16 protein-coding genes and 1 tRNA gene are annotated in these 13,252 nt (G+C 54.1%); 13 read left to right on the top strand and 4 right to left on the bottom strand.

What is annotated here, in order from left to right; translation table 11 throughout:
• Nucleotides 1-177, top strand: coding sequence for a class III signal peptide (locus E3E28_RS06810; protein WP_167915283.1), 177 nt, complete (start codon nt 1-3; stop codon nt 175-177).
• Here the strand turns inward: E3E28_RS06810 and E3E28_RS06815 are convergent.
• The 3 genes from E3E28_RS06815 to E3E28_RS06825 form a co-directional block, all read right to left on the bottom strand.
• Complete coding sequence (locus E3E28_RS06815; RefSeq protein ID WP_240921660.1) at nt 168-2,447, bottom strand: TRAP transporter fused permease subunit; 2,280 nt, start codon at nt 2,445-2,447, stop codon at nt 168-170. The genes E3E28_RS06810 and E3E28_RS06815 overlap by 10 nt on opposite strands.
• 2 nt (nt 2,448-2,449) lie before the next feature.
• Entirely contained in the window at nt 2,450-2,827 is a 378-nt protein-coding gene (locus E3E28_RS06820) for a DUF1850 domain-containing protein (RefSeq protein WP_342764476.1), read from the bottom strand.
• Nucleotides 2,828-2,901: 74 nt separating this feature from the next.
• A complete protein-coding gene (locus E3E28_RS06825) occupies nt 2,902-3,939 on the bottom strand; it encodes a TAXI family TRAP transporter solute-binding subunit (protein WP_167914517.1) in 1,038 nt (345 codons plus the stop codon).
• Between the two features lie 228 nt (nt 3,940-4,167).
• On the opposite strand from E3E28_RS06825, the gene E3E28_RS06830 reads away from it, so the two are divergent.
• The 8 genes from E3E28_RS06830 (at nt 4,168) to rpl12p (ending at nt 9,572) form a co-directional block, all read left to right on the top strand.
• Entirely contained in the window at nt 4,168-4,986 is an 819-nt protein-coding gene (locus tag E3E28_RS06830) for a D-aminoacyl-tRNA deacylase (RefSeq protein WP_167915286.1), read from the top strand.
• 115 nt (nt 4,987-5,101) lie between these two features.
• Nucleotides 5,102-6,223 (top strand): cell division protein FtsZ, encoded by a 1,122-nt coding sequence (gene ftsZ, locus E3E28_RS06835; protein ID WP_042688716.1) that lies wholly within the window; start codon nt 5,102-5,104, stop codon nt 6,221-6,223.
• Between the two features lie 30 nt (nt 6,224-6,253).
• Nucleotides 6,254-6,439, top strand: a complete 186-nt coding sequence (locus E3E28_RS06840; protein ID WP_167914518.1) for a protein translocase SEC61 complex subunit gamma — start codon at nt 6,254-6,256, stop codon at nt 6,437-6,439.
• Between the two features lie 10 nt (nt 6,440-6,449).
• Entirely contained in the window at nt 6,450-6,908 is a 459-nt protein-coding gene (locus E3E28_RS06845) for a transcription elongation factor Spt5 (RefSeq protein WP_167914519.1), read from the top strand.
• A 34-nt stretch (nt 6,909-6,942) separates the two neighbouring features.
• The gene (locus E3E28_RS06850; RefSeq protein ID WP_167914520.1) at nt 6,943-7,434 is read left to right on the top strand and encodes a 50S ribosomal protein L11; all 492 of its coding nucleotides are present in this window, start codon (nt 6,943-6,945) and stop codon (nt 7,432-7,434) included.
• 79 nt (nt 7,435-7,513) lie between these two features.
• Nucleotides 7,514-8,164 (top strand): 50S ribosomal protein L1, encoded by a 651-nt coding sequence (locus E3E28_RS06855; RefSeq protein WP_167914521.1) that lies wholly within the window; start codon nt 7,514-7,516, stop codon nt 8,162-8,164.
• Between the two features lie 5 nt (nt 8,165-8,169).
• Complete coding sequence (locus E3E28_RS06860; RefSeq protein WP_099209918.1) at nt 8,170-9,192, top strand: 50S ribosomal protein L10; 1,023 nt, start codon at nt 8,170-8,172, stop codon at nt 9,190-9,192.
• A gap of 59 nt (nt 9,193-9,251) precedes the next feature.
• Nucleotides 9,252-9,572: a 50S ribosomal protein P1 gene (gene rpl12p / locus E3E28_RS06865; RefSeq protein WP_167914522.1), complete on the top strand. Its 321-nt coding sequence runs from the start codon at nt 9,252-9,254 to the stop codon at nt 9,570-9,572.
• A gap of 50 nt (nt 9,573-9,622) precedes the next feature.
• On the opposite strand, the gene E3E28_RS06870 is transcribed toward rpl12p, so the two are convergent.
• Entirely contained in the window at nt 9,623-10,051 is a 429-nt protein-coding gene (locus tag E3E28_RS06870; protein ID WP_167914523.1) for a hypothetical protein, read from the bottom strand.
• A gap of 91 nt (nt 10,052-10,142) precedes the next feature.
• Here E3E28_RS06870 and E3E28_RS06875 point away from each other — a divergent pair.
• The 4 genes from E3E28_RS06875 to E3E28_RS06890 all read left to right on the top strand — a co-directional run bounded on the left by E3E28_RS06875 (nt 10,143) and on the right by E3E28_RS06890 (nt 13,215).
• Nucleotides 10,143-10,220: transfer RNA gene (locus tag E3E28_RS06875), tRNA-Arg, on the top strand.
• A gap of 692 nt (nt 10,221-10,912) precedes the next feature.
• On the top strand, nt 10,913-11,392 hold the full coding sequence (dcd, locus tag E3E28_RS06880) for a dCTP deaminase (RefSeq protein WP_167914524.1): 480 nt from the start codon (nt 10,913-10,915) through the stop codon (nt 11,390-11,392).
• A 276-nt stretch (nt 11,393-11,668) separates the two neighbouring features.
• The gene (gene hpkA / locus E3E28_RS06885) at nt 11,669-11,872 is read left to right on the top strand and encodes an archaeal histone HpkA (protein ID WP_042688694.1); all 204 of its coding nucleotides are present in this window, start codon (nt 11,669-11,671) and stop codon (nt 11,870-11,872) included.
• 68 nt (nt 11,873-11,940) lie between these two features.
• Entirely contained in the window at nt 11,941-13,215 is a 1,275-nt protein-coding gene (locus E3E28_RS06890; RefSeq protein ID WP_167914525.1) for a TIGR04013 family B12-binding domain/radical SAM domain-containing protein, read from the top strand.
• The last annotated feature ends 37 nt before the right edge of the window (nt 13,216-13,252 follow it).

Genomic DNA, 13,252 nt, shown 5'->3' on the forward strand with positions numbered 1-13,252 from the left:
ATGAGGCCTGCCCAGGCCGCGATTGAGTATCTGTTCATGATAGCTCTCGCGCTGACTATGGTGCTCATTGCCGTCAGACTCCTGCACAGAACGGTTCAAACCGCCGCGGATAACGTCAATAGAACAAATAAAGAAATAATAGAAATACTCCAAAACATGACAGGAAATCACTCCTGAACCTTTCCGAGCATTCCCAGCGCGAGCAGTCCGAGTCCCAGCGCGACGGGTATTGGATGGAGTGAGGCCGCGATGAAGGCCACCACGATTACCGCTATTCTGTAGTACTTCTTGAGGTGTCCTTTGAGCCAGCCCGTGAAGCCGATTGATAGCAGGTAGAGCACGAGTATCGTGGCGAACAGGTCGTAGAGCACCGTTCCAACCATCGTTGGTGTCCAGTCCTTGACAGTTATTAGGAACATTTCTGGGTGCGTGAAGTAAATATAGGGCCCTATGTACCCTGCAACTGCGTAGCGAACCGCGTTGAGGGCCGTCTTCCAGAAGTCACCGCCGGCAAGTGCCGAACCCGCGTAGCTGGCAAGCGCCACAGGGGGTGTTATGTCAGCGAGTATTCCGAAGTAGAACACGAAGAAGTGTGCCGCGAGGAGTGCTATGGCAGTTCCGAAGCCCGGAACCGGCTGGTTGTATGGGTAGACGGAGCTCACCGCCTGGTAAATTGCCGGCGCCATGACGAGCGATGTTATGATGTAGTTTGCCGTTGTCGGGACGCCCATTCCAAGGATTAGGCTGAAAATCATCGTAACTATGAGCAGAAGCCAGAGGTTTCCGCCCGTGAGCTCTGCCAGACGGTAACCAAGGGAGTTCGCAAGGCCCGTTATAGTGAGTGAACCCTGTATCAGGCCGGCACTCGCGGCCGCGAGCATAACCGCTGTGCTCGTCTTTCCTGCCTCAATCATCGACTCGTAGGTCGCCGAGAACATCTCCTTTCCATCGCGCGTCTTCGATATCGCCCCGACGATTAGCGAGAAGATTATTCCGAAGATTCCCGTAAGGAAGAGAAGGTTCTCCTTGCTCATGCCGATTGCTTGGTTGAAGGCTATGAAGAGCAGAAACAGTGCCGTTATGTAGAACTTCTCGTTAAACTCCACCTCTTTCTTCAGCACACCGAGGACGAAGAGGAGGGCCGTTAGGGCGACGAGAAGGGGATAGCCTTTGCCCGCGAACATTATGAATGTTCCGACCAGGACTATCGCCACATAGAGCGCTTCATTGCCCTTAATCTCGTCCTTGGAAATCCAAGCGACCCAGATTGCGATGCCCAGTGAGGAGATTGCCGCGATGTGGGCCGGAATTCCCCAGACCAGAGCGACGGTTATGACCGCTATCGGCAGGAGGATGTAGCTCTTCCTCAGGAAGTAGCGTATCGGCTTGAAGTGCTCCTTCGGCATGCCCTTGAGGCCGAGCCTCTTAGTTTCCCGGTCTATGAAGAGGTAAACACCGGAGTAGTAAACGAGGGCAGGAATAACCGCAGCGATGATTATCTTGTTGTAGGGCACTCCAAGGAACTCCGCCATTATAAATGCCGCCGCACCCATTATCGGGGGCATGAGCTGGCCACCGGTGGATGCCACCGGCTCAACCGCTCCAGCTATTTCCGGCGGATAGCCGGCCTTTTTCATGAGCGGTATCGTGAAGGTTCCAGTGGTGAGGACGTTGGCGACGCTCGAACCGCTGACGGTTCCCATCAGGCCACTCGCTATGACGGCAGCTTTGGCCGGGCCTCCGGGGCGGGAGCCGAAGAGGCTTATCATGAACTCGGTTATGTAGTCGCTTATGCCTATCTTGAGCAGGAAAGCACCGAAGAATATGAAGGCGAAGACGTAAATCGTCATGACGTAGAGCGGTGTCGCGAAGATTCCCTCGCTGGCAAGGTACATATGCTCAGTGAAGACCATCCAGTTGAAGTTGATGTTGTGTAGGGCGTAGCCGAGGAACACTATGACGACCAGAGGGAGAACCCAGCCTATCACCCTTCTCGTGGCTTCAAGGACGACGAAGATTGCCAGCAGGGCAAAGAGGATATCCCTTGGGTAGACCGTTGCTGTTTCGGCGTAGCTCGGATACCTGAAGAACAGGTAGAACATCGTTATTAGGCTCAGGGCTATGAACAGATAGTCGATTGGTCCAACTTTCTTGAACCTCTCAGAGCGCCGGAACGGGTAGAGGAGATAGGCTATGATGAGAATCATCGCCAGAACGAAGGCCTCTCCCTGCTGGCTCTGGAGCGTGTAGAGCAGGAAATTGAGCTTTATTCCAACGCGGGAAAGCATGTCGTAGAGGGCTCCGTTGAAGTTGAAGATGAAGAGAATCTCGTATATTCCGATGAGCACCGCCGATATCGTCACGACCATTTCAAGCTTGGGGGGCAGTTTTCTCGTCCTGCTTATTACCTCCTCAAGTTCCTCAACATCCACATGCTTCTCCTCCAAAGTTAACACCTCCCTATGGCTGTGAGAATCAGGGGGCACTTCTCAACCCGAAAATGGACGAGTCCAGGGGTCGGTGGCCTGATTACGGACTCATTGTTCACGATAATTTGGGGCCGGTTGAAGGGTATGAACCAGTAGTCGAGGCTCTTCCCGAGGGGCTGGTCGATGACCTTGTAGTAATAGTCGCCCTCCCTGCCCTGGATATCCTCCGGAAGGCCGGCCCCGAAGTCCTTCCAGAGCATCTTCCTGACGAACATCCCGCTCGAGTTGACCTCGATTACCTCGATTACCTCGCTGTGCTCCACACTGTGGTTGTACTCAATCCTGAGCCAGACCTCACCGAGGTGATAAACGTACGAGGATGACTTAGTCGTTATCACCAGGGAATTAACAGGAAAAACGGCTGTGGCAAGGAGTATGATGGCAAAAAAGAAAAGGGTCCTTTTCAAGACCCTCACCCGCTCGGTGGCTTGATGTTGTCGGGGACGTTGAGGCCTTTCTCCTCGTAGTACTTGTAGGCACCTGGGTGGAGCGGTATGCTCATACCGTCGAGGGCCGTGTCGAGGCTTATGTACTTGGCCTTCTGGTGGACTGCGCGGAGCTGGTCAACGTTGTCGAAGAGGACCTTCGTCATCTCGTAGACGACGCTCTCTGGAAGGTCGGCGCTGACGACGAGGATTGCCTTGACGGCCAGCGTTGGGGTGTCCTCGGTCATTCCCTTGTAGGTGTCCTTCGGGAGAACCTGCCTGACGTAGAAGATGTAGCCCTCGCTCTTGAGCTTGTTGAGAACGTCATCTGAAATTGGAACGACCCTTACCGGAGTCGTAACGGCTATCTGGGTGATGGCTGGGGTCGGAGCTCCGGAAACTATGACCGCTGCGTCAATCTGGCCGAGCTTGAGGGCCTGGGCGGCCTGGCTGAAGTCCTGGTTAACCTTCTGAATCTTGTCCCAAACCCCAGCGGCCTTGAGAATCTGCTCCGCCGCAACGGCGGTTCCACTTCCGGGAGCTCCTATGGCGACCTTCTTGCCGGCGAGGTCCTGGAGGCTCTTTATGTCGCTGTCAGCCTTAACTACGAACTGGACGGTCTCTGGATAGAGCGCCGCAACACCGCGGAGGTTCTTTATGGGCTTGCCCTCGAACATGTAAAGGCCGTTGTAGGCGTAGTAAGCTACGTCGTTCTGCATAATTGCTGCCTGGGCGTTGCCGTCTCCGATTGCCTTGGCGTTGGAAACGCTCGCACCGCTCGTGACGGCCTTGGCCTTTATGCCAGCCTTGTTAAGGAGTTCCGCGTACTTGGAGCCCAGTGGATAGTAAACTCCGCTGGTTCCTCCGGTGTAGATTGTTATCGTGCCACTGTATGTGGCTGGAGATGTCTCAGAAGTACCGGATTGGGTACCTGTCGTGGTGCTGGTCTGTCCGCCGATACACCCGGCAACAAACATCGAGAGAACCAAAACGGCCACAAGGGCCAGTGTTGTTAACCTCTTCAATCCACTCACCTCCACATCAATGTGCACAATATGGCTATATGGCCATATTAGTCTATTAGTGTACTTTCTCTTTTTAAATAGTTTGCGTTACAACTTCGAAAAACATGCGAGGAATGTTTTATTTTGATTACTCAATTTTCGGCCAAGTGCCCTATTAATTTGAACACTTCTATGGCTATCGCCATAACGTTTTATAACCTCCCCTCCAACCTGGCTCCGGTGGAAGCCATGAAAGTCATCATGACTACGAAAATCGACAGGGCTTCGATGAACATAATGGAGAAGCTCATCGAGAACTTCGGGTTCAATGAAACCGACATGGTCTTCGACGATAATCCCGTTTACAGGAACGGGGAAACGCTGATACTCACAACCAATGACGAGATGATTTACTACGATAACCTTGACAAGGCCATAGAGCGCCAGCTCGGCTTTAGGCCGGAGATAATAGCCTTCGCCTCCAGGCATTCAAGCAAGCAGAAGTTGCCTGCCCTAACGACTCACGTGACCGGCAACTGGGGAAAGGCCATGTACGGCGGGAAAGACGAGAGTTTAGCGATAGCACTGCCGAGTGCCATGAAGCTTGCTCTCCTTAAGATGAACGAGCTGAACGACCTTGGCTGGACCGTCTGCTATGAGGCAACTCACCACGGGCCGAGCGAGCTCGAGGTTCCGAGCTTCTTCATAGAGATTGGCTCCAGCGAGGAGGAGTGGGCCAACGACAGGGCGGGCGAGATAATAGCTGAGACAATCGTTTACGTCCTCGAGAACTACGAAAAAGCTAAGTTCAAGGTTGCCCTTGGAATAGGTGGTGGTCACTACGCACCGAAGCAGACGAAGCGCGCCCTCGAAACGGATATCGCCTTCGGCCACATAGCCCCGAAGTACGCCCATCCCCTCTCCAGGGAGATGTTCCTGAAGGCCATCGAGAGAACCGCCGAGAAAGTTGAGGCGATATACGTTGACTGGAAGGGAAGCAAGGGTGAGACGAGGCAACTCGCGAGGTCGCTGGCGGAGGAGCTCGGCCTTGAGTTCATCAGGGACTGAGCCGAAACCTTTAAAGAGACTACGGGCCAGTTAAGTTCAGTTTCGGGTTAGCTAAGTTTATATACCACTCCCATACAAACTCCAAAGGGTGTCAAACTCTTCGGAGGGTGAAAAGATGCTGAAGCTGATTGAGGACGCCATTGAGAGAACCTCGGCGGCCCAACCCAAGGCCGTTCCGGAGGTTCAGCCCCAGTCGGACATAGATGAGGAGCTTAAGAAGCTCCTTGAGCAGATTCAGGCCAAGATATACGTTGTCGGTGTCGGCGGTGCCGGTTGTAACACCGTTAACAGGATGATGCAGGTTGGAATCGAGGGCGCTAAGATAATCGCAATCAACACCGATGCGCAGGACCTTCTCAAGATTAGGGCCCACAAGAAGATACTCATCGGAAAAGAGCTTACCAGGGGCCTTGGTGCAGGCAACAACCCCAAGATGGGTGAGGAAGCCGCAAAGGAGAGCGAGAGGGAAATCAGAGAGGCTCTCGAAGGCGCAGACATGGTCTTCATCACCTGCGGTCTCGGTGGAGGAACCGGAACCGGTGCCGCGCCGGTCGTAGCGGAGATAGCCAAGAAGATGGGTGCGCTCACAGTTGCAGTGGTTACCCTTCCATTCACCGTTGAGGGCATAAGGCGCATAAAGAACGCTGAGTATGGTCTTGAAAGGCTCAGGAAGAACACCGACACCGTTATCGTGATTCCGAATGACAAGCTCATGGAGGTTGCCCCGAACCTGCCGATTCACATGGCCTTCAAGGTCGCAGACGAGATACTCGTCCAGGCCGTCAAGGGCATCACCGAGCTCATCACCAAGCCCGGTCTCGTTAACCTCGACTTCAACGATGTAAGGGCCGTCATGAAGGACGGCGGTGTTGCTATGATAGGTATCGGCGAGAGCGACAGCGAGAAGCGCGCCCTGGAAGCTGCACAGCAGGCACTCAACAGCCCGCTCCTTGACGTTGACATCAGCGGTGCCAAGGGCGCTCTGATAAGCATCAGCGGAAGCGACGTCAAGCTCGAGGAGGCCCAGCAGATTATTGAGCTCGTCACCAGCAAGCTCGACCCCGAGGCGCAAGTCATCTGGGGTATCCAGCTCGACGAGGAGCTCGGCAAGATGATTAGAATCCTCCTCGTTGTCACCGGCGTTAGCTCGCCGTACGCCGTTGCCGAAGAAGAGGAGAAGTCCTACTTCGGCGAAGAAGAGAAGAGAACCATCAAGCTCGACCTCGACGAGCTTTGAATCCTTTAAACTTTTAGAGGGGTGAAGGAAGTGGCGAGCACCATCGAGAAGATTAGAACGTTCCTCTCAGAGTCCAAGAGGGTACTCCTCGTTACGAGAAAGCCGGGAATGAAGGAGTTCAAGCTGGCCGTCAAAATTACCGGCCTTGGAATGATTATCATAGGCCTCATTGGAATGCTCATCAGGATGGTCGGTTACTTCATCACCGGCTCGTGAGGGTTGCACCATGAGCGAGGGAAAGATATTCACCGTCAGCGTTACCGTAGGTCAGGAAACAACGACCGCGAACCTCGTTTACAGCAAGGCCAAGACATATGACATCCCAATCCAGGCCATCCTTGCACCAAGCAAGGTCAAGGGATACATATTCGTAGAGGCCCCAAACAAGAGCGCCGTTGATGAAGCCATAAGGGGAATCCGCCACGCGAAGCGCGTTCTCCCCGGCGAGATTCCCTTCCACGAGATAGAGCACTTCCTCGAGGAGAAGCCAGCGGTTAGTGGCTTCGAGCCCGGCGACATCGTCGAACTCATAGCCGGCCCGTTCAAGGGCGAGAAGGCCAAGGTCGTCAGGGTTGACGAGAGCAAGGACGAAATCGTTGTGGAGCTCATTGGCTCAATCGTCCCGATACCGGTCACGGTGAGGGGCGAATACGTTAGACTTATAAGCAAACGCCAGAAGGAGTGACAGGCCCGAGACAAAAGTAAAGGTGGTGAGATGAATGCCACAGGTTGTCGAAGTCCTCGTTGAAGGTGGAAAGGCCACACCCGGACCCCCGCTCGGTCCGGCCATCGGTCCCCTTGGACTGAACGTTAAGCAGGTCGTTGACGAGATAAACAAGGCCACCAAGGAATTCGAGGGAATGCAGGTCCCCGTCAAGATTATCGTTGAGGACCCCAAGAAGAAGACCTTCAGGATTGAGGTCGGTATCCCCCCGACCAGCCAGCTCATCAAGAAAGAGCTCGGCATTCCGAAGGGCTCGAGCGAGCCAGTCCACAACCCGGTCGGAAACCTCACCATGGAGCAGGTCGTCAAGATAGCCAAGATGAAGATTGACCAGATGCTCGCCCCGACCATCAAGGCAGCGGCGAAGGAAGTCATCGGAACGGCTCTCAGCATGGGCGTTACAGTTGAAGGCAAGGACCCGAGGGAAGTTCAGAGGGAGATTGACGAAGGACTCTACGACGAGATTTTTGAGAAAGCCGAGGAGTGAGGGAAAACTTTAAAAATCCCTCCTTTTACGCATCTTTGACTTTTTCGGCTCAAATCGAAAACGAAAGGGAGGGCTGTAAATGGCCTTCGACAGGCAGAAACTCGTGGAAGCGGTGAAGGAGGCGAAGGCCCGGGCTAAGCCGCGCAACTTCACACAGACCGTCGAGATAGCAGTCAACCTCAAGGATATCGACCTCCGCAAGCCGGAGAACAGGTTCAAGCTTGAGGTTGTACTGCCCCACGGTCGTGGGAAGGAGCCAAAAATCGCGGTCATCGCTGATGGTGCCGTGGCTGAGGCGGCTAAAAAGCTCGGGCTTGATGTGATTAGTGGAGAACAGCTTGAGGAGATAGCAAAGAGCCCGAGGGAAGCGAGGAAGCTGGCGAAGCGCTACGACTTCTTCATTGCCGCGGCTCCGCTGATGCCCAAGATAGGTAAGTACCTCGGTAGGTACCTCGGTCCAAGGAACAAGATGCCCCAGGTCGTTCCACCGACCATGACCAACCTCGAGCCCATAGTCAACAGGCTCAAGAGAACCGTCAGAATACAGCTCAAGAACAACCCGGTTGTCCACGCCCCGATAGGCACCGAGGACATGGACGACGAGAAGCTCGCTGAGAATGCCGAGGCAGTTCTCAACGCCATCATCAACAAGCTCGAGCGTGGAGAGAACCAGGTGAAGTCAGTGTACGTGAAGACCACAATGGGCCCGGCCGTTAAGGTTGAGAGGTGAGGGAGATGGCCCACGTAGCCGAGTGGAAGAAGAAGGAAGTTGAGGAACTCACCAAGATTATCAAGAGCCACCCAGTGATTGCCCTCGTTGACGTGGCCGGTGTCCCCGCTTATCCGCTCAGCAAGATGCGTGACAAGCTTCGCGGGAAGGCCCTTCTCAGGGTCAGCAGGAACACCCTCATTGAGCTGGCCATAAAGAGGGCCGCCCAGGAACTCAACAAGCCTGACCTGGAGAAGCTCGCCGACTACATCGAGGGAGGAGCGGCGATACTCGCCACCGAGATGAATCCCTTCAAGCTCTACAAGCTCCTCGAGGAGAGCAAGACTCCGGCCCCTGCCAAGCCCGGAGCAGTCGTTCCCAAGGACGTCGTTATTCCAGCCGGACCGACCTCGATTCCACCGGGCCCGCTCGTCGGTGAGATGCAGGCCCTTGGAATCCCCGCGAGGATTGAGAAGGGTAAGGTTAGCATTCAGAAGGACTACACCGTTCTCAAGGCGGGTGAGGTTATAACCGAACAGCTCGCGAGAATCCTCAACGCCCTTGGTATCGAGCCCCTTGAGGTCGGTCTCAACCTGCTCGCCGCTTACGAGGACGGCATCGTTTACACCCCGGACGTCCTCGCGATAGACGAGCAGGAGTACATCAACATGCTCCAGCAGGCGTACATGCACGCCTTCAACCTGTCAGTTAACACCGCCTATCCGACCAAGGAGACCATCGAGGCTATCATCCAGAAGGCCTACCTCGGAGCCAAGAACGTTGCAGTTGAGGCCGGCTACATCACGCCTGAGACCGTCGAGGACATCTTTGGCAGGGCTCTCCGTGCCGTCCTGCTCATAGCGCAGAACCTGCCCGAGGAGTTGCTCGACGAGAAGACCAAAGAGCTTTTAAACGCTCAGGCCCAAGTGGCCGTTGCCGCGGCTCCTCAGCCAACAGAGGAGAAGGTTGAGGAGGCCGAGGAGGAAGAGGAAGAAGAGGAGGCATCCGAGGAGGATGCGCTCGCCGGACTGGGCGCCCTCTTCGGCTGAATTACTTTCCCTCGCACACGTGTGAATAAAGGAATGAAGATGATTGGAGGTGTGAAAAAATGGAGTACGTGTATGCCGCTCTGCTGCTCCACGCCGCTGGTAAGGAGATAAACGAGGAGAACCTCAAGAAGGTGCTCGAGGCCGCCGGAGTTACTCCGGATGAGGCCAGGATAAAGGCCCTCGTCGCCGCTCTCGAGGGCGTCAACATCGACGAGGTCATCGAGAAGGCCGCCATGCCGGTCGCCGCTCCGGTCGCGGTTGCCGCCGCTCCGGCTCCCGCTGAGGGCGGTGCCGAGCAGGCCCAGGAAGAGGAAGAGGAGGAAGAGGAGGAGGTCAGCGAGGAGGACGCCCTCGCCGGCCTCGGCGCCCTCTTCGGCTGAATTCCTCTTCCCTTTTGTCCGCCTTCGGGCGGGCTTTTTCAAAACTTTTCTCAACGCTTTTTGAAGACAACAACCAGTTTCCACGTCCTCCTGTACCGCTCGGGGTTGAGCTTTCTCCTCAGCAGTTCCATGAGGACCACGTAAGCTACAAAGAAGACGATGGAAACGGTGACCTTTTCGACGATGTCCCTGAGGCCGTTGAGTGCGTTTATCCAGGCTATACCGAAGGTTCCAAGCATCAGGAATTCCAGGGTCTCGTACAGGGCAACGTTTCTCGGAAGGCTCTCGAACTTCCGGAGCGCCACCCCAACGATTAGGGTGATAAGGCCAACGAGCCCCAAAATCGCCGTCAGGGTATCTATCGCTTTGGCACCGTATCTTTCCACTAACTCATGATACAGTGGGAGTGCCGGTGCCAGTGCGAAAAAGCCCGCGATGGCGACCCCACTTACGAGGAGCACTTTTGTGCTTCTTCTCATCCTTTTCCCCGGATTAACATTGGCCGAGGTAACCTAAAAGGTTTTCGCGAACCGCAAGGTTTATGTTTAACCCATCGGAACCATCACGGGTGGGCCGGTGGCTTAGCCTGGATAGAGCGTCGGCCTTCGGAGCCGAAGGTCGCGGGTTCGAATCCCGCCCGGCCCGCCATCGAAACTTTTGCTTGGCAAAAGTTTCATCAAAAGTTTGTGATTCCCTTTTGAGGAACAGTTTTTAAGTGGATTTCTTTTTGAGTTGCTCTTTTTTGAGAGTGAATTCATTTAAAAGCACCTTTTAAAGGGGTTTAAGCCTTTTTGCGCTCCTTTGGAGCGCGGTTTTAGTAGAACCCGCGTGGAAGACCTTAATCCAATGAATTCAAACTTTTCAATGGAGGGCTTGATTTTGAAATCCCCTTACAGAGGGGGCTTTAACGAGGAATCACGAGCTTTTGGTGAAGCTTTTTTCAAAAGCTTCAGCGCTGGCGGAGAAACTTTTCTGGGGAAAAGTTTCATCAAAGTTAGCATGCTTTTTAAAAGAGTTCATTCTTTAGGGGTTTGCTTCAAAACTCTCCTGTTTTAAGCGTGTTTTACTCCATTAGCGCCCTTTGGGCGCCCTTTTAAGTTGAATACCTTCTCCAGGGGATATTGTAAGTTTAACCCCAAATCTATTGACTGTTTAATAATGCATGCGACTTTTCTTTTTGCCCTTTTGGACAGTTAAACCATTTTGGTCAAGCTTTGCGCAAGCAAAGCTTGCTGGCCTCAGGAGTGGTGGCCCTCCGCACCCCTCGGTGCCGGGCCAACCGCTCATCATCGGCCGGATTATTTTTATACCACCGCCTTAAATCCCCAGCGGTGGTTGGTATGATGCTCCCCGATTGGAAGATAAGAAAGGAGATTTTAATCGAGCCATTCTCTGAGGAATCCCTGCAACCTGCTGGCTACGACCTCCGTGTTGGTGATGAGGCTTACCTCAACGGTGAAATCCTGAACGTTAAAGAGCTCGGAACCTTCGTAATCCCCCCTAAAACATACGCTCTCGTTTTGACTCTTGAGAGAATCAAGCTTCCTGATGACGTCATGGGGGACATGAAACTCAGGAGCAGTCTCGCGAGGGAAGGGTTGATAGGCTCCTTTGCTTGGGTTGACCCGGGCTGGGACGGAAAGCTGACCCTTGGCATCTACAACGCCTCAGACGAGCCTGTTGAGCTATCATACGGAGAGCGGTTTGTTCAGATAGCCTTCGTTCGCCTTGAAGGGCCTGCGAGGAATCCATATCGTGGAAGGTATCAGGGAAGTGCCGGAATTGCCCTCTCAAAGCGCAGGACCAAGAAACTTGGATGAATTGAATCCATTTGTCTGGAAGTGTCGAAAGGTATAATTTCCGGGCTATCATCTGGATTTAGGGGCCGTATCTGGGTGGTGTCTTTTTATTCCCTTTTAACAATTGTCGTAAATCCTATGGTGCTCAGCACCCGGTAGAGTTTCCCCGTGACAAAACGACATCGATACTTAGGTGTACACCCGATTTAGGGGCCCCAGAGGCCGTTTTTACCGAAAGCTTTATATACCTCGAATTGCTTAAAAAATACCGAAAAAGCTTTTACGGAGGTGTTGTGAATGGCCGAGCTTCCAATTGCCCCGATTGACAGGCTTATTAGGAAGGCCGGTGCTGAGAGGGTCAGCGAGGAGGCCGCCAAGGTTCTCGCCGAGTACCTCGAGGAGTACGCCATCGAGCTCGCCAAGAAGGCCAACGAGTTCGCCAGGCACGCCGGCAGGAAGACCGTCAAGGCCGAGGACATCAAGCTCGCCATCAAGGCCTGATGGCCTTTTTGGCTTTTCCATCCCTTTCTGACCGTTAGCGTTTTAAGCCTCTTCTCGCGCTTTCAACCATGCCTGAAATAGCCGTTCGAATGACCAGGCGCAACCACAACGCCTTCGTCCACCTCCTTGGAGCCCTTGAGAGTCAGGGCTTCGATTTGGGCGAGCTTCTCATAACGAAGGACTTCAACGAGATTCTCAAAGCCCGGCCAAAGGTTGTTCTCTACTCCTTCTTCACGGAGGAAATCTGGGGCAACCTTCCGAGAGAAGTCCGGATTTTGAAGGAGAACGGCGCGCTTCTCGTGGCGGGAGGCTATCATGCGATAGCGATGCCCAAACACACGCTCAACGTCCTCGGCTTTGACATCGCAGTCATCGGGGAGGGCGAGGAAGTGATATACCAGCTTCTAACGACCCTGAAAAGAACAAACTACAGAATAACCCCCGAACTCGCCAAGGTAAGGGGTCTCGCCTTCTATCTAAACGGCGAGTTCACCTTTACCGGCTTCGCGAAGGTCGAGGACTTCTGGCGCTTTCCGCCGTATCCAGAGAGCGTTCGTCTGATTTCTCCGATAGAGATAAGCAGGGGCTGTCCCTTCCGGTGTTACTACTGTCAAACCCCCTACATCAAGGGCTTCCGCATGAGGCACAGGCCCATAGACCAGATTGTGAAGTACTCGAGGAGAATGAAAGACATGCGCTACATAACACCGAACGCCTTTGCCTACGGAAGTCCGGGTGCGATACTGAAACTCAACAAGCTTGAGGCCCTTCTCAAGGCCCTCCAGCCCCTCAGGAAAGAGGGCAGGAGGCTATTCTACGGGACGTTTCCGAGCGAGGTTCGGCCGGAGTTTGTCCTTCCTGAGACGCTCGAGTTGCTCATTGACTACGCCGACAACAGGAGGCTTGCCATTGGGGCCCAGAGTGGAGACGATGCGATGCTAAAGGCCATGCACAGACTCCACAGAGTCGAACACGTTCAGCGAGCCGTTGAGTACATGCTCGAGTACGGCTTTGAGCCTGTGGTTGACTTCATCGTTGGCCTGCCCAACGAGAGCGAGGAGAGCCAGAGGAGGAGCATCGAGCTGATGAAGTGGATTATGAGGAAGGGCGGAAAGGTTAGGGCACACTACTTCATGCCCCTTCCCGGAACCCCTTGGGCGCGGTGCAAACCGAGTCCGCTGAGCGAGGAGATGAAGAAGTTCCTCGGCAGGATGGCGGCAAGGGGTAAAATCGAGGGCTCGTGGGGCGTCCAGATAGAGCTCTCAAGAAAATTACAGAGGCTCATCGAGGAGTTCTACGAAGAGCCGATGAGCTATTATGGTAGTATAAACCCGGTCTGCTGACGAAAGGGTTTTGTAACCTAACGCCGATTCTCTGTAT

Source organism: Thermococcus sp. 21S9 (assembly GCF_012027635.1).
Taxonomy (GTDB): Archaea; Methanobacteriota_B; Thermococci; order Thermococcales; family Thermococcaceae; genus Thermococcus.